Annotated in this window: 18 protein-coding genes; 6 read left to right on the top strand and 12 right to left on the bottom strand. The window is 58.3% G+C overall.

Annotated elements, in window-relative coordinates:
* Positions 1–45: 45 nt before the first annotated feature.
* The 3 genes from FTO74_RS12835 to acpS all read right to left on the bottom strand — a co-directional run bounded on the left by FTO74_RS12835 (position 46) and on the right by acpS (position 3550).
* Positions 46–1347 (bottom strand): beta-propeller fold lactonase family protein, encoded by a 1302-nt coding sequence (locus tag FTO74_RS12835; protein WP_162538505.1) that lies wholly within the window; start codon positions 1345–1347, stop codon positions 46–48.
* Between the two features lie 419 nt (positions 1348–1766).
* Complete coding sequence (locus tag FTO74_RS12830; protein ID WP_162538504.1) at positions 1767–2852, bottom strand: MlaD family protein; 1086 nt, start codon at positions 2850–2852, stop codon at positions 1767–1769.
* Positions 2853–3169: 317 nt separating this feature from the next.
* Positions 3170–3550, bottom strand: coding sequence for a holo-ACP synthase (gene acpS / locus FTO74_RS12825; protein ID WP_162538503.1), 381 nt, complete (start codon positions 3548–3550; stop codon positions 3170–3172).
* Positions 3551–3737: 187 nt separating this feature from the next.
* Here acpS and FTO74_RS12820 point away from each other — a divergent pair, with 187 nt between their 5' ends.
* Complete coding sequence (locus FTO74_RS12820; RefSeq protein WP_162538502.1) at positions 3738–4112, top strand: hypothetical protein; 375 nt, start codon at positions 3738–3740, stop codon at positions 4110–4112.
* A gap of 7 nt (positions 4113–4119) precedes the next feature.
* Here the strand turns inward: FTO74_RS12820 and FTO74_RS12815 are convergent, their stop codons facing one another.
* Positions 4120–4800: a carbonic anhydrase gene (locus tag FTO74_RS12815; protein WP_162538501.1), complete on the bottom strand. Its 681-nt coding sequence runs from the start codon at positions 4798–4800 to the stop codon at positions 4120–4122.
* Positions 4801–4834: 34 nt separating this feature from the next.
* Positions 4835–5410: a thioredoxin family protein gene (locus FTO74_RS12810; RefSeq protein WP_162538500.1), complete on the bottom strand. Its 576-nt coding sequence runs from the start codon at positions 5408–5410 to the stop codon at positions 4835–4837.
* 319 nt (positions 5411–5729) lie between these two features.
* Here FTO74_RS12810 and FTO74_RS12805 point away from each other — a divergent pair, with 319 nt between their 5' ends.
* The 3 genes from FTO74_RS12805 (at position 5730) to FTO74_RS12795 (ending at position 10225) form a co-directional block, all read left to right on the top strand.
* A complete protein-coding gene (locus tag FTO74_RS12805; protein WP_162538499.1) occupies positions 5730–7736 on the top strand; it encodes a mechanosensitive ion channel domain-containing protein in 2007 nt (668 codons plus the stop codon).
* Positions 7737–7895: 159 nt separating this feature from the next.
* Positions 7896–9230, top strand: a complete 1335-nt coding sequence (locus FTO74_RS12800; protein ID WP_162538498.1) for an aminotransferase class I/II-fold pyridoxal phosphate-dependent enzyme — start codon at positions 7896–7898, stop codon at positions 9228–9230.
* A gap of 2 nt (positions 9231–9232) precedes the next feature.
* Positions 9233–10225: an NAD-dependent epimerase/dehydratase family protein gene (locus tag FTO74_RS12795; RefSeq protein ID WP_162538497.1), complete on the top strand. Its 993-nt coding sequence runs from the start codon at positions 9233–9235 to the stop codon at positions 10223–10225.
* Between the two features lie 7 nt (positions 10226–10232).
* On the opposite strand, the gene FTO74_RS12790 is transcribed toward FTO74_RS12795, so the two are convergent.
* The 5 genes from FTO74_RS12790 to FTO74_RS19780 form a co-directional block, all read right to left on the bottom strand.
* On the bottom strand, positions 10233–10532 hold the full coding sequence (locus FTO74_RS12790) for a phosphopantetheine-binding protein (RefSeq protein WP_162538496.1): 300 nt from the start codon (positions 10530–10532) through the stop codon (positions 10233–10235).
* Positions 10533–10876: 344 nt separating this feature from the next.
* Complete coding sequence (locus tag FTO74_RS19550) at positions 10877–11083, bottom strand: hypothetical protein (RefSeq protein ID WP_220399015.1); 207 nt, start codon at positions 11081–11083, stop codon at positions 10877–10879.
* Positions 11058–11402 carry a hypothetical protein gene (locus tag FTO74_RS19545; protein WP_220399014.1) on the bottom strand — a complete coding sequence of 115 codons (345 nt, stop codon included), beginning with the start codon at positions 11400–11402 and terminating at the stop codon, positions 11058–11060. The genes FTO74_RS19550 and FTO74_RS19545 overlap by 26 nt, the downstream gene beginning before the upstream one ends.
* A 190-nt stretch (positions 11403–11592) precedes the next feature.
* Positions 11593–12066 (bottom strand): alpha/beta hydrolase, encoded by a 474-nt coding sequence (locus tag FTO74_RS19785; protein WP_255462640.1) that lies wholly within the window; start codon positions 12064–12066, stop codon positions 11593–11595.
* Positions 11985–12533, bottom strand: a complete 549-nt coding sequence (locus tag FTO74_RS19780; protein ID WP_255462242.1) for a hypothetical protein — start codon at positions 12531–12533, stop codon at positions 11985–11987. Before FTO74_RS19780 ends, FTO74_RS19785 begins: the two co-directional genes overlap by 82 nt.
* 359 nt (positions 12534–12892) lie before the next feature.
* Between FTO74_RS19780 and FTO74_RS12775 the strand changes: the two genes are divergently transcribed.
* The gene (locus FTO74_RS12775) at positions 12893–16141 is read left to right on the top strand and encodes a TonB-dependent receptor (RefSeq protein ID WP_162538495.1); all 3249 of its coding nucleotides are present in this window, start codon (positions 12893–12895) and stop codon (positions 16139–16141) included.
* A gap of 81 nt (positions 16142–16222) precedes the next feature.
* On the opposite strand, the gene FTO74_RS12770 is transcribed toward FTO74_RS12775, so the two are convergent.
* Together FTO74_RS12770 and FTO74_RS19540 are read right to left on the bottom strand one after the other, a co-directional pair.
* Positions 16223–19102 (bottom strand): carboxypeptidase regulatory-like domain-containing protein, encoded by a 2880-nt coding sequence (locus FTO74_RS12770; protein ID WP_220399013.1) that lies wholly within the window; start codon positions 19100–19102, stop codon positions 16223–16225.
* 24 nt (positions 19103–19126) lie between these two features.
* The gene (locus FTO74_RS19540; RefSeq protein WP_220399133.1) at positions 19127–19387 is read right to left on the bottom strand and encodes a carboxypeptidase-like regulatory domain-containing protein; all 261 of its coding nucleotides are present in this window, start codon (positions 19385–19387) and stop codon (positions 19127–19129) included.
* Between the two features lie 952 nt (positions 19388–20339).
* Here FTO74_RS19540 and FTO74_RS12765 point away from each other — a divergent pair.
* On the top strand, positions 20340–20987 hold the full coding sequence (locus FTO74_RS12765; protein ID WP_220399012.1) for a PadR family transcriptional regulator: 648 nt from the start codon (positions 20340–20342) through the stop codon (positions 20985–20987).
* The last annotated feature ends 3 nt before the right edge of the window (positions 20988–20990 follow it).

Raw genomic sequence — 20990 nt, 5'->3', positions numbered from 1 at the left:
GCGGACTCCAAAGGCCACTTCCACTGGTCCGGTGAACGGGACCGGCTAGTTCACGTTCGGGCTGATGACCAGGCAGCTCGGCGGCCCCAGCAACGTGAAGGTAGATCCGCGATGCAGCGGCTGAAGCAGGCCATTGGTCTGCTGAATGATGCGGCCCGTAACGGTCTGGCTGGTGCGGTCCGAGGTATAGATGTACTCGCTCGACGGATCTTCCACGATGCAGGTCGGGCCGGAGCCGTTTGCATAGGGGTTGTTGGAATCGCCCAGCGGCTGCAACTGGCCCTTGCTTGCGTCGATCGAGAAGGCCGAGATGGTGCTGTTGGACGGAGTCTGGGGATCGCTGGTCGAGGACTGGTTGACCACGTACAGGTACTTGCCGTCCGAGCTCGTCAGCGAGTTGACCGGATTCGAGGTCAGGGGCAGGTTCGCCACAACACCGGGGTTTACCACGCTCAGCGAGCAGGCGGAGGCGCCGGCGGTCAGAGGGTAGATGCTGTTGTTGGCGACGTCGGTCAGGTAGACGTAGGTGCCGCCCGTGTTGATGGAGCTGAATTTGATGGGATTGGGGGTATCACCTGTGATGGTGAAGGGTCCCGTCGTCGCCGCCGTCAATTGTCCGCCGCTGCCCGAAGCCAGGGGGTAAACCGACTGATCGGAGAGGGCATAGACGCAGCCGTTGGAGCCGACCTTCACCATAGTCGGCTTGATGCCGACGGGGAAGTAGGGTAGCTGCTGGGTGCCCTTGCCGTTGGGATCACTGGCGGGATACTTGACCGCCGCGTTCAGCAGCAGGGTCAGGCGCCCGGAGTCGGCCGCGACCGAGAATGCCGTGATGTCGCCGCAGGTGGTGGTGGGATCGGGGCAGAGCTTGTCCGCGGTGGGACCAGACTCGGCCGGAGCATCCTGATCCAGCACGTAGAGGTAGGTTCCGGTGGAGTCCATGGTGGCCCAGACCGGGTTCGAGCCCTGGCTGGAGTAGCTCAGCTGGAAGACCAGCGTGCCGTCGCCGCCGACGCTGTACACCGCGATGTTGCCCGGAACGGCGGCAGCGGAGCCGGAGGCCGGGGTCCCGGCGTTGATGACGTAGACGAAGCGGCCGCCGGACTTAACCACGAGCGAAACCGGATTGGCTCCATTCGAGCTGAAGGGCGAGTGCGGAATAGCCGTCAGGTTGCCCGTGTAATGGTCGATCTTGAATCCGGTAATGATGCCGGTGCTCTGGTTCGGCTGCGTGCCCAGAACCCACATATAGCCGATCGTGCCGCCACCACACGCCGTCATACCTAAACCGAGTGCCGCCGATGCTACCAGGCCTAAAATGATCCGGCCAATCCTGCTGAACGTCATGCGCTTCCTTCATCCTCGCGAACCGTTCGTTACCGATCGATTCTGTAGTGCGAGCAAACTCTCTGGGGATCTGTTCCTGCGATTTATTGTAGAAGCAGTCGAGAGTTTGTGCCACTTCCGGGGTGCTCATTCCGGCATCCAAGGGGAAATTCGTGAGCCTTGGCGGATGGGAGGAAGGCAGATTCGGAGCTTGGCATGGTTGCTTTAGGGGAAGACCCTGGCGGCCTCCGGGTGTATCGTGTTGATCCATTTTTGATTCGGGCCGGGGATCGGCCGGGAGATGAAGGCGTGTCTCGGGGACTAACGCTCCGATCTGCCCCCAGAAATAGCGGCAAAGACAGAGGCAGATTCCTCCGCTGACAGAAACATCAACGGCCTCCCGCTGGACTCAGCAGGAGGCCGTTGATGAGGACGATGCCCTAGAAGACCTTCAGGTGGATCGTCAGGTACTTCTTCGGGTCCTGCCGGATGGTCTGGACCAGCAGTGTGCTCTCGGTCAGGGTCTTGTTCAGGTTGGTGTACATCTGGTCGTCTGTGGCCAGCTTGCCCAGCGTGCCGCGGCCCTCGTCGACGCCCTTTACCAGGCTGTCCACGTGCGCGACGGTCTCCCTTAGCTGCTTCGCGAAGACCGGGTCGCTGATTAACATCCCGGCCGCACCCTTGCCATGCTGCACGTCGGCGAGCAGGGCGTTGGTCTGGGTCAGGGTCTGGTTCAGGTTGTTGTAGAGCGTCTCGTCCTTGAGCAGCTTGCCTGCCGTGCCCTTGCCGCTGTTCAGCTCGCCCGCGATGTGCTCGAGCGTGCCCGCGGTGTTGTTCAGCCGGTTATAGAGCGTGTCGTCGGTCATTAGCTTGCCGACCGTGCCGCGGCCGTTGTTCAGGTTGGTCTCGAGCTTGTGCAGCTCCTCGACCGTGGCGTTGACCTTGTTGTAGAGGTCGGGGTTATTGATGAGCTGGCCGATGGAGCCCTTGCCCGCCTGCAAGTTGTCGACGACGGTGTTCATCTTGGCGAGAATGACGTTGAGCTGCTCGATGGTGCCCTGGCTGGCCTTGACGACGTCGGTCAGGCTGGGGGTCTCGAGCGTGTGCAGCTCATCGCCGTCGCGCAACGGCGGACCGGCGGCGGTCTGGCTGTTGATATCGACGACCGTGTCGCCCAGCACACCCACGGTGGTCAGAGATGCCTTCGAATCGGTGTGCAGGCTGGAGGCGTACTTCTGGTCGAGCTTGAGGGTGACGCGCACCGGGGTGAGCTTGTGCGCGGGGTCGGTGACTACGGTGACGGTCTTGACCGAGCCGATGGTGACGCCCTGCAGGTTGACCGCGCCGCCCTCCTTCAGACCGGCGGCGTTCTCAAAGTAGACCGTGATGGTCAGCTTCTTCGAGAGGATTCCAAGCCCGGAGGCGCTGGTCATCAGGAACAGCAGCGTTACCAGAATCACGGTCGCGACCACGACGATCAGGCCGACCTTGAGTTGCGACCACTGGACCTCCTGCTGGCTGGGCATAGCGTTTTCTGGCTCCTGAATCCGGGGACAACATGAAGATGTTGGGATCTGAACTGCGATCCTGATACTTGAAAAGCTTACGATACGTCCGAGAATACATGACGACTGCTGACGGCGAAGGAAGGCCGCTGCAACAAGATAGCCTCGTTTTCCCGGTAACGGCTTATGACTTTATTAGGATAGATGCACGTTCATTGGCCTACGTTTCAGGTACTTCGGGTACTTCGTACTGTTCTCGGGGTGGTATGGGGGGAATTGGCTGCTGAGGGCCTCCCGTTGGTCGGCAGCGGGTATCTATTTCCGGTTAGGTGCGGGCTTCAGCTTGTCTCCATAATGACTACGGCCATCGCCAGGTCGCGGCTGTGGGTCAGGCTGAGGGAGATGTGGCTCACGCCCAGGCTGGCGGCGCGCTCGGCGGCGCGGCCGCTCAGGTGCAGGGTCGGCCTTTGGCCGGGCTCGCGGCGGACTTCGATCTCCTGCCAGGAGACGCCGCGGCTGATGCCGGTGCCGAGTGCCTTGGCCCCGGCCTCCTTGGCGGCGAAGCGCGCGGCAAAGCTCTCGGCGGCGGCTTTTTTGCGCTGGCAGTAGGCGATCTCTCCGGCGGTGAAGACGCGGTCGAGAAAATGTTGCCCAAAACGGGCCAGGCTTTTTTCTATACGCGCGATCTCGGTGATATCCGTTCCCAAACCTACCACCATGGCTGTATTTCTCCCGCTCCTAATGTATCGCGTGGCAATTCATCATGTTGTAATTGTTACGGGGCTACCCGCCAGTCACGTGACTACTGGAGGGAATCTGTCGATTTCACGATGGCGAGGCCTTGCGCTTATCCGATGAGGTATACCGAGGACGCCAGAGCGCGTTGCATCTCACGAACGAGGATCGATGTTGACCAGCCACTCACTTGACCTTCAAGGCTTCTGTTACCAGGATCGCGTGGACGCCATGCCTGCGCTGGACTTGGCGTGTACGGACTCGGGCGGCTGGATATTAGAGCGGACGACCGTGGCGGCCAACGTGGTGGAGCTGAATATCGAGATCCAATTGCGGGGGATCGTGGAGCTGTATGCGAACCTGGCCGCCAATGGCGTGGAGCTGACCCGGGTGACCCAGGACCTGCTGACCGAGCTGTGTAACTGCCGTCAGCAGTTCGGGTTTACCGAGGCGCAGAACCAGATTCTCTCGCTGCGGCTGAAGCTGAACTTTCTGGAGCATGTGACGGTGAACTCGCTGCTGATGACGGGGTCGGTGACGGCCTGAGGGGGCATTACTTTTCAGGCCAGCTTTCAGCCAGGTCGATGAGGGGGACGTCGTGGAAGGCCTGCTCGCCGTCCTCGCTGATGCGGACCCGGCCGGTGGCGATGTCGTAGACCCAGCCGGAGATCGTCAGTTCACCGCTGGACATGGCTTTGACGACCGAGGGGTGGGTGCTCAGATGCCGCATCTGGAGAGCGACGTTGGCTTCGGTGAGGCGTCGCAATATTTTGGCGCGCTCCTCGTCGCTGAGCGGCTGGCCGCGCAGGTCGCGGGGGAGTGCCTCGTCGAGTGCAGCGGCGGCGTTGCCCAGCCAGTGAGCCACGGCGGGCATGGGGACGGTCGAGGCCGGATCGAGCAGGGCCTTCATGGCCCCGCAGTCGCTATGGCCGCAGACGACGACGTGCTGCACCTTCAGGGCCGTTACGGCGTACTCGATGACGGCGCTGACGCCTCCGAGCATCTCGCCGTACTGGGGGACCAGGTTGCCGACGTTGCGGGTGACGAAGATGTCGCCGGGGCCGGACTGGGTAATAACGTGCGGCTCCACGCGCGAGTCGGCGCAGGCCACGATGAGAGTGTGGGGCTGCTGCGGCTCGATTGCCGCCTTCTGGTACAGCTCGGCGGCGGCTGGGTAGATCTCAAGGCCGAAGCGCCGGATCCCGGCCTTCAGGTTGTCCAGTACAGTGGTCACGCGTGGGCTCGTTTCTGAATCTGATTGATCTTGTTTAAGACTTCCATTTGATGTTGCAGCCAATGCTGGAGATCTGTTCGGTGCTGGGCTGGACGCCGCGGATGACGTCGTCCATGGCGCGGCGCAGGTCTTCCCCGTTGACCGGCAGGTCGTTGCCGGAGTCGCGGCGGCGGGGGCGGCTGCTGTCGAGCTGTCCGCGGTAGACGAGCTTCAGGTCGGCGTCGAAGAGGAAGAAGTCGGGCGTGCAGGCGGCGTCGTAGGAGCGGGCGACCTCCTGGCTCTCGTCGAAGAGGTAGGGGAAGCGGAAGCCCAGGCGCTCGGCCTGCTCCTTCATAGACTCGGGGCCGTCCTGGGGGAAGGTCTCGATGTCGTTCGAGGAGATGGCGGCGATGGCGATCTTGCCTTCGTAGTCCACGCCGATGCGAGCCAGTTCTTCTTCCACGTGCTTGACGTAGGGGCAGTGGACGCAGATAAACATGACCAGCAGGCCACGATAGTCGCCCGCGAAGACGTCGTCGCGGCTCACGGCGCGGCCGGTGACGATGTCGGTCAGCTCAAAGGGCGGGGCGACGGTGCCCAGGGTGACCATGGTGGATTCTGTCTTCGACATTGCTTGCTCCTGTTTTTCTTGCGTTCATTTATGGATGGGATGCGTGCAGACACATCTTCCATTGCCTCATGCCAACCCTTCCATCATAGAGGCTTGAGCATGACTCCGACATGAAGCATGGCTTAGTCCTTTGTTTTGGAGGCGCATCTCGTCTTCATCAGGATTGTTGATGCAATGCGGCGTGGGGCGGCAATCCATTCCAGGTTTTATGTATCTAAGATTGGATGGAATCAAAACGCATCTGCGAGGGTCAATGGAACGAGCTTTAAAGCCAGCATCAGTAGCAGAACGAAGAGGTAATGCCCGGAAGGGCGCATGGATGCCCCGCGCTCTTCGCAGAAAGCCGGTGGTTTATGCCGCGATGGCGCTTGCGCTGTCCGGAGTCTTTGAGGCGGGTCACATCGCCTGGTCGCAGCAACAACAGCAGCAGCAACAGCCGCCGGTCGACTTCAAGGCGCGGGGGCAGGATGTTCTGGCCCACCTGAATTCGGTGCTCCGCTTCTACCGGGAGTCTACGGCTCCGGTGCAGAAGATGGGCGAGCCGAACGATATCGTCTATCGCGAGCAGGCCGTGGCGCTGGTAAGCCAGGCGGCCGAGTTCGCTTTCCAGTCGGCCAAGGCCGAGGCCGAATTGATGGCCTCGTATCAGAAGCATCAGGGCGGTGCGACCGAATCCGCGGGGTCTGCCGAGCAGCAGCGGATGCAGACGGTGGCCAGCAACATAGATAAGCAGCTAGCCGACCTGAAGACACGCGGAGATGCGCTGGATCAGCAGATTGCCACGGCCAGGCCGAAGGACCATGCGGCGCTGGTGCAGCAGCGGAAGCAGGTCGGCGAGGCGACCGATCTCGCGAATGCGATGAAGGACGCGCTGCAGAAGATTACGGGCATCTCGGATGCGAAGGGGAACAGCGGGCTGGGGGCGGATATAGAGAGCCTGCAGCGCAGCGTGCCGGAGCTGAACAGCAAGACCGCTCCGGTGGCCGCTCAGTTGACGACGCTCGATGCGGCGCGCTCCTCCGGCGTCAGCAGCCAGACGATTGCGCTGTTTGAGCTGCTTAGCTCGGAGCATACGCTGGATGGCCTGATTCACGATAACGATAGCCTGCACCAGCAGGCGCTGGCGCTGCGGACGCCGATCTCCAGCATTCTGCGCGGGCTGATCGGGCGGGGGCAGCAGCTCTCGCAGCAGGTGGCCGATGCTCCTCCGGCTGTGGTCGCAACTCCGGCTCCGGCTAAGGGGAAGAAGGGTGCTGCGGCTCCGGTCGCTGCTGCTCCCAAGGCTGCGGCTCCGGATGCGGCTGCTCCAGGTTCTACAGACCAGAGCCTTGGGTCCATTGCTACTACATTCAAGGCGCTCTCCACTGCCAGCGTGCCGCTGAGCCAGGAGATCATCGTTCTCGAGCGCAACCGGGCCAACCTGACGGCGTGGAAGGCGGCTGTGGATCGGGAGTACAAGAGCATTCTCCACGCGCTGCTGCTGCGTCTGCTGGTGATGGCCGTGGCGCTGGCGGTGATCTTTGCCGGGGGCGAGGTATGGACGCACGCGACTAACAAATATGTCCGCGATATGCGCCGCCGCCGCCAGGTGATGCTGATGCGCAGGACGGTTGTCGGATTCCTGTCGGCGATTGTGCTGCTCTTTGGATTTGTGACGCAGTTCAACTCGCTGGCTACCTTTGCGGGCTTCATCACGGCGGGCGTCGCGGTCGGTTTGCAGACGATTCTACTGTCGGTGGCCGCGTACTTCTTCATCATCGGCCGGTACGGCATCAAGGTCGGTGATCGGATCACGATCGCCTCGGTAACCGGGGATGTGATCGACGTGGGGCTGGTCCGCTTCTACATGATGGAGCTGGCGGGGACCGGGACCGAGCTGAACCCTACGGGGCGTGTCGCGGTCTTTTCGAACGCGGTACTGTTTCAGGCGGGCGCTCCGCTCTATAAGCAGATTCCGGGCACGGAATACGCCTGGCACGAGCTGATCGTGAAGCTCACGGAGACGGCGGACTATAAGACGGCGAGCGACGCCATCCTGAAGGTGGTGCAGGGGATCTATGACACCTATCGGGGGGGAATCGAGCAGCAGCACCGCGACGTCGAGCAGTGGATGCAGACCTCGATTGTGGCTCCGGGAGTCGAGTCCCGGCTGCAACTGGTGGGCGGCGTTTTGCAGCTTTGGGCGCGCTTTCCGGTGCAGATCAAGCAGGCCGCCGATACCGATGAACGGCTGACGGAGGCGCTGCTGGGACTGCTGGAGAAGAATGAGGCGATCAAAGCCGCGGTTGCTGCCATGCCGGTGATTCAGCCGTCTATCAAAGGATAGGCAGGGGACAGGCAGGCAAAGACCTGCAAAACCTCATTGGTCGAGACTGCCGGTAAGAGCTGCGGTTGCAGCTTTTTACCGGCATTTTTTCTCCGATTCATTCTTAGATTTCCTGGTTTTGCTTGTTCCTTGTAGCATCGGTGTGAAGGTGATGAATCAATGACGGTTTCTCAGCACGAACAGCATGGAACGGAGCGGGTACAGCACGAGGTCCCGGCCGGGCTAGAGACGGATTGCAAGACGGGGCTTGCCTCTTCTTCCGGTGGAATCTTCAAGGGCTACTTCGCGAGTGAGCGGAAGTGGAACTTCAAGAAGGACGACCTGCTCGACGCGCGTGGACGGCGGCTCTTCGAGTCGACCGCGATGGCCTGCGCGGCGGATGCTTATCCGTTCCAAGTGCCGCTTGAGGGCAAGACGGGGCCGATCATCAGCACGGAGGGGCGGCAGATGCTGATGCTGTCCTCGTACGACTACCTGGGGCTGATCGGCGATCCGCGGATTGATGAGGCGGCGATTGAAGCTGTGAAGAAGTACGGCACAGGCACGGGCGGCGCGCGGTTGCTGACCGGGACGCTCGACCTGCACCACGAGATGGAACGGGATTTGGCTGGGCTGAAGGGGACCGAGGCGGCGCTGGCGTTCAGCTCGGGCTATATGGCCAACCTGGGCGTGATTACGTCGCTGTTTGGACCGGCGGACCGCGTGGTTCTGGACGCGTTGTGCCACCGCAGCCTGCTGGACGCGTGCAAGATGGCTGGGGTGCAGGTGCAGAAGTATCGGCACAACGATATGGACTCGCTGCGGGAGGAGCTGCGGGGCGGCGCTCCGGCGAATCGGACGCTGATTATCGTGGACGGCGTGTTTTCGATGGACGGCGACATCTGTCCGTTGCCGGAGCTGATCGCGATCAAGAAGGAGTTCGGCTGCTTCCTGCTGGTGGATGAGGCGCACTCGATCGGCGTGATCGGCGGCACGGGCCGGGGAACCGATGAGTACTTCGGGATCGGGCCGGAGGGAATCGATATCTGGACGGGATCGCTGGCGAAGTCGATCCCCTCGACGGGCGGGTTTGTATTGATGTCGAAGGAGCTGGCGATCTATATGCAGCACGCGGCGTCGCCCTTTATCTTTTCGGCGGCGGTGAGCGCTCCGGCGGCGGCGGTGATCCGCAAGGGCATCGAGATTCTGAAGTCGGAGCCGGAGCGGGTGGCTCGGTTGCAGGAGAACGCGGTCTTCCTGCGCGAGGGGCTGAACAGTCTGGGCTTCGATACGGGGCTGTCGGAGACGGCGGTGATTCCGGTGGTGATGGGCGAGGATATTCAGGCGGCGCTGTTTGCGCGGAAACTGCGCGACCACAGCATTCTGGCCTGTCCGGTGATCTTCCCGGCCGTGGCTCAGGGTTCGGCGCGGCTGCGGCTGTGCGTGACGGCGGCGCATACGAAGGCGCATCTGGAGTACGTTCTGGATACCTTCCAGAAGTTGTCGAAGAGCTAGGCGTGGCCGTCTTTGTAACCGGGGCCAGCGGCTTCCTGGGCGGACGCCTGGCGGAGCTGCTGGCCGACCGGGGGCATGAGGTCGTGGTGCTGGCGCGGGCCTCGGCCGATCTGCGGCACTTGGCCCATGTGCCGGTGCGCGTGGTGGCCGGGAGTCTGGGCGATCTGGAGACGCTGAAGCGAGCCATGAGCGGGGTGACGCAGATCTTTCACTGCGCTGCCGCTTCAACCGATTGGGCATCCAAAGAGATGTTCTTCGATGCCAATGTGCGCGGGACGGAGAATATGCTGGCCGCCGCAACTGTAGCCAGCGAACTCCAGCGGTTTGTCCACGTCAGCACCACGGATGTGTATGGATATCCGCTGGTTCCGTGTGGAGAAGATGCACTCGTGCAGGATGTGGGGCTGGGGTACAACCACACGAAGGTGCTGGGGGAGCAGGCCGCGTGGCGGGCACATCGGGAGCAGGGGCTACCCGTGACCATCATCCGTCCGGCGACGATCTACGGGCCGAGGGGCAAGGCGTTTGTCACCGACTTTGAGGAGCTGCTGCGCATACGGTTGATGGCGTATATCGACGGCGGCCAGCGCACCGGGGGATTTACCTACGTGGACACCGTGGCCGAGGCCATGATGGCGGCGGCCCAGAGCGAACGCACGCTGGGGAGGGCTTACAACATCTCCGATGGAACCGGCGGGACGTGGCGGGAGTACGTCGAGGGGCTGGCGGCGGGGCTGGGGTACAGAACGCCATGGCTGAAGCTGTCGTTTCAGTCGGCGATGCTGCTGGCGCGTGCGATGGAGTTTCCGCACGGGACATTGGGACTGCCGGGACGTCCACAACTGACGCGGCACGCGGTCTACCTGCTGGGGAGGGACCAGGAGTTTCCTAACGCCAAGGCCCGGCAGGACTTTGGATTTGCGCCGGAGATAGACCTGGCCGAGGGAATCAGGCGCTCGGTCGAGTGGCTGCACTCGCTGCCGAAGTGGGTTTAAGGCTGGCCTAGATGCTGGCCAGCCCGGACTCCTTGGACTGGAGTAGCTGCTGGATGCCGGTCACCATCTGGGGAATAGTGGTGATGGTTTTGGCCTCCTCATCGTCGATGGAGATGTCGAACTCGTTCTCGAGGTCGAAGAGCAGATTGATGCGGTCGAGAGAGTCGATGCCGAGCTGCTCGAAGGTGCTGTCGGAGGTGACGGACTCGGTAGGAAGGCGGCGTGAGGTGGCAACGACTCGGAGGACACGGCCCTGGACGGAGTCGGGATCGGTCGTGCCAAGGGTTGGTTCGGTGGATGCGTTCATAGTCCTCGAAGATAATGGTAATGCGCTCAGCCGCTGACCTGATAGACGAGCCGCGATTGAGTATGGCCTACCTTAAATAAATAAGGTATGAGATTAAATAAAGCTTAAGATATGGGGCCAATCTGCTTTCTCGGGTGTTGAGGGAGACTGGCGCTCCGGGCGGAAGAGCCTTCAGAGAGACAAGCCTTCCAATATTCATAATACAAATCCAAGAATCGAATCATAGCATGAGAGCCGATGTTGGAAATGGAATCGAGGGTGTTTCTCGAGGTCGGATCGTTAACGATGTTGTCCGCTCGTCCCCAGAGTAAGTGGTCCTCCTACTAGCAGATACGCGGGATCTGCTAGCCGATCTGTAGTGGAATAATCCGAGTGCCGCCGATGGCTGTTTTTGATGCGATCATTCCCACGTGACGCTCTATTACCGTGCCAAAGATGGCGGCTCTGAGTCCGTGACGGTGCTCTCGCATCCGGGCCAGAAGGTCTTCGGCGATGAGTGGATCGAAGGTGGCGACCAGCTTGCCTTCATTGTGTGCATAGATCGGGTCCATGCCGAGCATGGTCGCAGGCTGCTTGCACCTCGGGCAGAACCGGCAGGCTGCGCTCGTCGAAGAGAATGCCGACCTGAGATTGGGCCTCGGTTTCGTGGAGCGAACCGGCAAGGCCGCCGCGAGCTAGGACGTGCAGGTGCGGGGAGAAGGGCAGAAGTATTGCTACTAGGCCGTTTAGCGCCGCCGTGTCGCTGCGGATGAGGGGCTGGAACTCCAGTCCCACGCGGACGCTCATGATGGCCATGCCGTGGACGACGTAGGAGTCGGTGGAGAAGGCGAGGCGGCCTGCGGCAGGTGGCAGGACGGAGGAGTCAGCCATCGTTTCGAGCGTGGTGTTGCGGAAGGCGGGACGAAGATGTGTTCAATCAGCCAGCTGGTGAGCTGGCCGCCGCCGTGGCCGAGGACGATGGTGGGGTAGTCGCGCAGGGGTAGAGGGCAGCTCCACTACGTGAGATCGGGCTTGGTAAGCCAAGGAATTGGTGACGAACTGTTTGATGCAATGGCATTGGTCAATTCGAAGTCATGCCGATCGTCTGGAGCCAAATTTCAACGAGCTGCGGCCATGCGGTTGCCGGGTACTTCGTTCTGCGAAGGCCGAAGGCGTGGCCACCTTCGGCGTACGAATGAAACTCCACTGGAACATGCACCTTGATGAGCGCTGCGTAGTAGGTCAGCGAGTCCCATATGGTGTCCACGTTGTCGTTTTCGTTTTGTAGCAGAAATGTGGGTGGCGTTTGAGGGGTGATGTGGCTCGCGATATCCGGGGTCAGGTCGAGAGAGCCTGCCTTCACCGAGAGGTGACCGGGATACAGGGCTACTGCAAAATCGGGACGGCAACTTACTTTGTCGGCGGCGTCGACATCGGCGTAGAGGCGCTTGTCGAAGTGGACACTGGTGGCTGCTACGAGATGGCCGCCGGCGGAGAAGCCGAGCACGCCGATCTTGTGAGGATCGATGTGCCACTCGGCGGCGCGAAAGCGCAGAAGGCTGATGGTTCTCTGCGCGTCTTCGAGAGCGATGGGGGACTGAGGGTATGCACCCCAGTATGGGGCAGAGCGGGCGCGGGCACACGGTACTTCAGCAGAACGCAGGTGATGCCTTTTGCGACAAGCCAGTCGCAGACCTCCGTGCCTTCAAGGTCAATCGCAAGTCCCTCGTAGCCGCCGCCAGGAAACACGATGATGGCTGCGCCGGTGTTCTTACCCCGGGGGGAGTACACGGTCATCGTCGGCTGTGAGACCCGTTCCAGCCAAAGCCACGGCTTGCCGGCGACGAGGGATTCAGGGCCGACGCTTTGCACGTTTTCTGGCCCCGTGGTGGGTCGAGCATCGGGCACGGCTCCGGGCCATATCGGTATCTGTGTGTGCCCGGCCGATGGCTGCCAGGGATTTTGAGCGTGGAGAACGCCCACCACGAATAAGGCGCAGAGGACTATCAGTGGATTCCGCATGAAGACTACCTTGAGAAGTCGGGATTGAGAACGGAGCGGCTAAGGGCGGGGCCGTTGGTAAGCCCGAGTATAGAGGCGTTACTTGAGGAGACCTGTTATGGATTCTCTTGTCTGAACCATTTGGGATAACAGCAAACAGAGCGAAATGCAGGGACCGCCTCTGCAAAGGGCGGAACGGTAAGGTGTGTCTCAATTTGGCCTGGCTAATCGGCCTGTCTAGGCTCTTTGGCCTAGATGTTTCTCGGTCAACTAGCCGACGACGGCTAGTCCGGCTCAGGGTGTAATCGGGGCATTCAATTCACCACATTTTCATTATTTTTTGGCTTTTATTCCCTCCACAGAGTTTTAAGAGGCCTCGTATGCTCAAACTGAAGCACCTTTATCCTGTTTTTCTACTAGCAGGCCTGACGCAGGCCGCTTATGCACAAACGGTTGATACATCCATCAGTGGCACGATTGTCGATGCTGGAGGTGCGGCAATTCCCGGGGCGACCGTCACTATCGCCAGTCCCACTACCGGACAAACCAAGAGCTTCACCTCTGGAAATTCAGGCGAATATAGCATCACCTACCTCATTCCGGGCTCGTATGACATCTCTGTCGTTGCCCCCGGTTTTGCCACTTACCAAACGAAAGGTATTACGCTGGAGATCAACCAGCAGGCCAAGATTAATGTCTCCATGAAGGCTGGTGGCGGCAACGAAGTAGTGGAAGTGCATACGACGCAGCCTCTGCTGACCACGGACAATGGAACGTTGGGTGCTGTCGTGGGTACGACTGAGGCTGCGAACCTTCCGCTGAATGGCCGGAAGTTCAACGATCTCGCGGTTCTGACTCCCGGTGTCACCGTGACCAATCCTGATAACCACTCGTCGTCTACCGACGGGTCCACGGTCTCGTCGAACGGCAATCAGAACACATGGGGGCAGGTCTTCCTCGATGGCGTCACGATGGTTAACAATCGCAGTCCGTACGTGAATGCTTATCCCTCGGTCGATGCGGTGCAGGAGTTTAGCGTATTGACCAGCAACTATGGTGCGCAGTACGGCGGTGGTGCGGGCGCGATCGTCAACGTGCAGTTGAAGAGCGGCACGAACCAGTTCCACGGAACGGTGTTCGAATTCATTCGCAACTCGGCCGTGGATGCGCGCGACTACTTTCGCCCGGCTCCGCTGGCGAAGACGGTGCTGAAGCAGAACCAGTTTGGCGGTGTGGTCACGGGGCCAATCGTGAAGGACAAGACGTTCTTCATGTTCAGCTATGAGGGAATTCGTTCTATCCAGCAGTCGGCGGAGACGACCACGGTCTTTACCGATGCTGAGTTGAATGGCGACTTCTCTGCTGTACCACAATCTTATCTGCGCAACCCCTTCACTGGAGATGCCTACGCTAATAAACAGATTCCGGTGAACTCTGTGGCGCTCAATATCGCTCGTAACTACATGCCGCGTCCGAATATTCCGGGTACCAGCAATGGCACCGTGAACAACTACAGCGGCGTGCAGACGGGCAATCAGGTGAATAATCAGTACCTCACTCGTGTTGACCACAAGATCAATGACAAGAACCAGCTTGCGATTCACTATCTCTATCAGGGACGCGATTTTCCGCTGACCAGCTATAACCCTGTCTTCAGCTATACCGGCACTTACAAGATTCATAACACCGGCTTGCAGTATGTACATATCTTTAGCCCGACACTCATCAACGAGGTTCGCGGCGGAGCAGACCTGGAGCATGTGCAGCAGCTTCCTGCCGGTTATTACAATAGCGACTTCACGGCTGCGCAGCTCGGCATCAACCAGTTCACTCTGAATGGCGTTCCCCTGCCGCCGACGCAGGAGGGCTTCCCGACGATCACGATCTCGAACTTCGTCACAGTGGGTAGCGGCACTGCTGCTTCGAATCTGGATGACAGTCGGACCTACCAACTTACGGACAATCTCACCTGGACAAAGGGGCGGCACACCATCCTGATGGGCGGCGATCTGCGTCACGTACAGGACAACGCAACGACCAACAACACGCCCTTCGGCTCTCTGAGCTTTACCGGAGCGCTGACTGCGGGCCCGCAGTTCACTTCGGGCGGTACTCAGTTGGCCGCGTCGGCTGGTAATGCTGGCGCCGACTTCCTGCTCGGTCTGCCTGCCTCGGTGATCACGCCGGAAGGCGTGCCGCTGACGGCGGCTCGGCAGTGGCGCTATGGCTTTTATGTGCAGGATGATTGGAAGCCTACGCCGAAGCTCACGGTGAACATCGGTCTGCGCTATGACCTGTGGATGCCTCCGCATAATAATCTCAACACGTCGCGCACGCTGGACTTCAGCACGGCGACTCCTACTCTGGTCCCGTTACCCAATCCTCTTTGGAAGATTACTCATAAAGACTTTTCTCCCCGCGTTGGCTTTGCTTATAGCTTTCCACGCAACATGGTGTTTCGCGGGGCTTATGGAATTACTTTCTATGGCGGCAAGTTCGACAATATCAATATTCTGCAGTTGAACCCGCCGATCGATTCGAGCTTCTCGATCTCGAACACGACTGGCCCTACCGTCACTGCGCCCACGACTCCCGCGCCGCAGGCGACGATCAACAACCCAGTCCCTGCCTCTATCGCTCCGGCAAGCGCGAACGTTGCAACTTTGCCGGCGGATGATCGCCGCCCGGACCTCTATCTGCAGACTTACACGGCTACGCTTTCCAAGCAGTTCTGGAACAATGTGCTCGATATCTCGTATGTGGGGGTAAAGGGAACGCATCAGGATACGTCGATTCCATACTTCAACTCCGGCCCGCCGAACGACGGCACTAAGATCACGGTGCAGGCGAATCGTCCTTACCCAACCTATGGACGTATTCGTTACGTCGACTTCCATGGTGCTTCGCAGTACCACGGCCTGCAGGCGAAGTTCCAGCATAAGTACTCGCATGGGCTGACGCTGACTACTTCCTACACCTACTCGCACCTGTTGGATAATCAGGGCGGCGATACCAACGGATCACGCAGTGAAACGCAGATCCCGACGTCGAAGGAGTGGGCAAGCGGACTTACCGATCAACGTCATTACCTCTCGATCGGTTTTGTCTATGAAACTAAGTTCGATATGCAGAGTCGTATGTCGAAGGCCCTTGCGAATGGATGGATGCTGACCAGCCTCTACTCTTACGTGACGGGTACACCGCTCTTTATTACGCAGTCGCAGGATCTGGAGCACAACGACAACTTGTTCCAGCGCCCTGACTTTGCGCCGGGCAACGATGTCAATACGCTGGAGCTTCCGGCAAGCCAGCGAACCCTAAACCGCTGGTTCAACACTGCTGCCTTCCAGAATGCTAACGGCCACTATGGCAACGTTCCGCGTAATCCCAACGGCCTGCGCACGCCCTCGCACTATCCGTTGACACTGGGACTTTCGCGGAGCTTTCCCATGCCTTACAACGATCGGCATAGCCTGTTGGTTCGCTTAGAGGCATTCAATGCACTGAATACTCCGCAGTTCTCCAGTCCTGGCACGGAGTTTGGCTCCAGCAGCTTTGGTGTCATCAGCAGCACGGCATCTGGATACTCAAACCGCGCACTGCAGTTAGCCGCGAAGTATAGCTTCTAACTGCATCGGCAAAAAAGCCGGAGAGTCATGGGCACTCCGGCTTTTTTCGTTTCGATTGCGTTACTCTTCAAGTGGTTGCAACTAGAAATGAATCCTAAGTGCAAACTCCATCGTTCTCGGATCGGTTGCCACCGTCACCTGGCCGAAGTTGCTGGTGCCAAGTACTGCTGGAGCGGCGATAGTGAAGTAAGAGAGGTGATTCGGTGCGTTAAACATCTCAGCCCGGAAGTCAACTCCAAGCTGCTCAAAGATCGGGAAGGTCTTTTGAAGAGAGACATCCCAGTTATCGTAAGTCGGCCCCTTGACTCCATAAGCCTGAAAGTTGCCGAAGGTGCCTGGAGTGGGTGTGGCAAAGGCCGCAGAGTTGAGAAACTGCTTGCCACTTACTCCGGCGCGAGGATCTCCCACCAAATTCGGACGCAGTGCTACCGAGGTTACTCCGTCGCCCGAGTTAGCCGAGTTCGTGGGCAAAGTGACGTTGATCGGTAGCCCCGAGGAGATGCGGGTGATGCCAGAAATCTGCCACTTGCCGAGGGCTTTTTTGTACCACTCGCCACCCTCCTGCCAGAAGGGAAGAGGATAGACATAGCTGATCACCAGGATCTGTGGCTGGTTATAGCGCTGTGGTCCATAATCGGCTCTCAGGTTGAAGCTATCCTGTGGATTGTAGTTGTAGTCCTGTGCGTCCGTCAGAGACTTTGACCAGGTATAGGAGACGTTGACGGTGCCGCCGTTGTTAATGCGTTTTTGCAGGTGAGCTTGGAGAGAGTTGTAGTTCGATATCGCTCCATTTGTGCTCTGGAAGATATCCTGGTATCCGAGATAGGGGCGAAGAGCCTGCGGCGATATGCCTGGATGTTGCTGTAGTGTGCCGCCAGGAAGTTGATTAATGTTTTTGTAGTAGGTAAGATTGCCGGACGACGAGCCAACGTAGTTAATCTCTGCAATCGTGTCGTTCGCGAGCTTCTGTTGCACTCCGACACTCCAGTTCATGACCCGGGGCGGCTGAAGATTTCGATCGTACGAGTTCGTAATCGTGCTGGGGTTTGCGGCAGCAGAGGACGCGCTCGTCAGAGTATCGGCATTTCCATTCGAGATGTTGGCGACTGTGGTGAAGGGTAGCTGCGCAACCGAATTGTAGTAGTAGTTGCCTTCAAGTCTTTCATACGAGATGCCGAAACCCCCGTGGATAACGGTTGTCTGCTTACCGTTCGTATCATAGGCAAATCCTATACGAGGTGCTTCGGTATTCCAGTAGGTATTGACCAGGCCGAGCGGAAGGTTGTGGAAGAGAGCGAGTACTTGAGGATTGTTCACGACCGACACACGACCTTGTGCCTGTGCCGGGAAACCTGCTCCGGGAAGCACCAGGCCGTTATAAGGATAGGGATTGCTGGTGATGATTCCCGCCGCATTGACCGTCGCCGCGTGGGTTGGATCGTAGTAGTTTGGATCGAACGCCGAAGCATTATTGAGCGCACTGAAGATGGGCTGCATATACTGCCAGCGTAGTCCCATGTTGATGGTGAGACGGTGGTTAACCGTCCAATCATCCTGAACATAGGTTTCGACCTGAGAGAAGCGAGCCTGCACCTGCTGGATGCTGCTGCCCTCCTGATAGGTAGAGAAGTTTCCCATCAACTCATTCTGGATAGAAGTGAAGCCAAAGTTGCCATTAATCGCTGGGATGGATGTCTGGTTCTTTCGTCCGCGCCATACATAAACACCTGCCTTGAGGCTATGATTCCCGATGATCCGCGAAAAGTCGTCCTTAGCGGCATAGATGCGCTGGCAGTTATCAAAGTTGATTGCCGTGGCAGTAAGAGTGGAGAAACCCGTCGTTGTGACAGAAGGAATATCCGGAGAGAAATTGAAGAGAGTGGGGTAATTAAGGTTGTACGCGGAGCGCAGGATGCTGGTGATGCCGAGTTGGCCGTTGGGGGCTATGCCCTGGCTCTCGGTGATCAAGTTACCCGAAAAGGATACCGTCAATGTATTGAGCGTCTTTGCGTTGATGGTTCTGGTCCACTGAACCGACGACGTGAGTCCTGGGATGTGCCGCTGAAAAGTGATAAGTCCGGTAGGAGCACCTAACCCCGTGTAGAGGTCGTGCACGTAGTGGCCTGATATTTGATTCTTCGAGTTGACGTTGTAGTCAATTTTGAAGAGATATTCCTGGGTATTGAGGGGATTAAGGCTGAGGTAGTTGAAGCTCTTTCCGTCGGAGGTATTGGAGGCCGGAAAGAGATTTACAAGGGCGCGTCCTGTAGCCGTAGAGCAACCGGTGGTAACACTTGAACTGCATGGTGGGAGGCTGGTTCTTTGGGCCGCCGTCGGAACGGCAAGCGTGGCAACCGTTGAGGTGCGTTGCCGCTTGAAATCCTGACCCACGAAAAAAAACAGCTTGTCTTTATTAGTGTTGAAGTGTCCTGGGATGTAGATAGGACCTCCAACGAACCAACCGAAGTTGTTGTAACGCAATGGTGGCTTGACGGGGGTGACGGTTCCGAGTGGCTGGAAGGCATAGGCTTGAATCGCGTCGTTGCGAAGGTACTCGTAGGCAATTCCATGGAACTGCTGTGTTCCATTTTTGATTGCGACGCTGATAGTTGCTCCTGAACTGCCTCCGTAGCTGGCATCGTATGCGGACGATGCGGTCCGGAACTGGTCGAGCGCGTCGGGAGAGATATTGACGAAGTTGTTGCCGCCGCCGCCGTTGTCCTTGTTGTCCACGCCGTCGATAAAGTAGTTCGCTGTGTCAGTGCGCCCTCCGTTGACCGACTGAGCGTTGCTGCTCACACCATAGGTGCCGAATAGCGCGAATCCGCTGGCTACGGTTTGGGAGACGCCGGGCGACAGAGCGATCAGTTGAATGTAGTTGCGACCGTTCAGCATGAGGTTGGTCGCCTCGGTACTGGTAACCAGTGAGCCTACCTCGGCGCTGGTCGTATTCACCTGCACGGCATCTGCTCGTACTGTGATGGATTAGCTTTCCACACCGACTTCCAGGGAGATCGGAACGCTGGGTTTACCTCCAACGTCAACATGAATCTCCTGGACCACCACTTTCTTGAAGCCGGGTACGGTTGCCGAGACAGTGTAGATTCCGATTGGAAGATCGAGAGCTATGTAGTTCCCATCGCTGTTTGAGGTGACGACCCTGGTGAGACCGGTGCCGACATTTGTTACCGTTACTGTCACATTGGGGACGACTGCGCCGGTTGCATCGGTGACGGCACCGGAGATCTGCTGGCTGTCGACGGCTTAGCCATACGACAAGGTAGATAGAAATAAAGAGAAAGCAAAGCAAAGAGCAATTGCATGTTTCATACTGCCTCCAAGAAGGTGTATCAATCGGTGCTGGGCGAGTCTATTTTTAGGTCAACTACGGTTGACTTAACTAGTGCTGAAATTTTGACGCAGAGATTCATGCCCGAAGGAGGGCAAGGCGTCTCGAGGGAAAATGACTCTGCTAAACCCATGACATGCTCGGGATTAGCACCGACAAATCGATAGGAAAAGAATCAGGACATTTCTCCACGCGTGAAGAGCCACTTATTGCGCGTCGCAAAATATACGGACGCTGATAGCGACTGTCAACAGGCGTGTCCGAAAAACCATGAGGAAGGGATTCGAATTTGAAAAGGCTTAGGGGGTAACGACACCGAATGATCTTGCCCGGTTAGGATTTAGCTCTGCACTCATCTCCTGCGAGAGAATGACTTTACTTTTTTTGAAATTATTAAATCGTTAGGACGCTGTTCATCCGGTGCTGATCCTGCACTTACTTCTGCTTCCTGACCGGCAGTTAGATTTGTCCACAAACTGTTGTGTCGAAGGTAGACGAATAACAGTTATGCCGGATTGGCATCATTTATGAGATGCGAAGTATAGGAAACGAAATAACGGTTGCTATCACTTCCTTACACTTTTGTGCTAACTGCCCCAATCTGGAGAACGCCGGAATCATGGGGAGCGGCGGTATTCCTTTTTACGGTGAAGCCTGAGCCTCTAAAAAGTCCCTAAATTCTGTCTGTCATCCTTGATCAGGTGGCATCAGATTGACAGATACATCTCCAGTTCAAAGTATTCATGGAGCGCCCTCCGTGGCTTCGGGGATATCCCTGTGACGAAACCGAGAAGAAGATCGCCCATGTCTTCAGAGTCATGTTTGTTCCATGTACATACTAATCATAATATGTATATTATTTATATGTCTTTATCTGCACCAAAGCGATCCCCTCTTGCACTCGCTGTTCTCGTGCTTCTCTATGAAGAACCCATGCACGTCTACCGGATGCGGCAACTGATCAAAAGGAGGGGAGAAGATGAAGTTATTAACGTGATCCAGCCCAACAGCCTTTACCAGACAATTGCTCGCCTCGAGCGAGAGGGCTTGCTCATCGCAGGGGGCGTTGACCGCGATAGCAATCGTCCCGAGCGAACGGTCTATGAGCTGACAGATACAGGTAAAACAACTCTCGTTCGGTGGACTCGAGATATGCTTTCCGCACCCTCTCGTGAGTTTCCCGAATTTCCCGCTGCGATCTCCGTCCTTCCTGTTCTCACACCGAAAGACGCGCTCACCCAGCTTGAGAAGAGAATTGCAGTGCTCGAACCTGAGATCGCCCGGCATCACGCGCGGATAGCCGCGTCTCATTTTCTGCCACGCTTGTTTCGGCTCGAAGTTGAGTTGCTCCATGCTCAGGCGACGGCTGAACTTCGCTGGGTCCAGTCTATTGCTGGAGACCTTCGAGCCGGACGTCTGACTTGGAGTAAGGCCTGGCTGAAGAAGGCTGTCAAAGAACTCACTCAACAACCCTGCGATGAAAGCGAAGGAGTCTAACGG

Source organism: Granulicella sp. WH15, from assembly GCF_009914315.1.
GTDB lineage: Bacteria > Acidobacteriota > Terriglobia > Terriglobales > Acidobacteriaceae > Edaphobacter.
The sequence above is the reverse complement of the archived record's forward strand: the minus strand, read 5'-3'. Positions and strand labels throughout refer to the sequence as shown.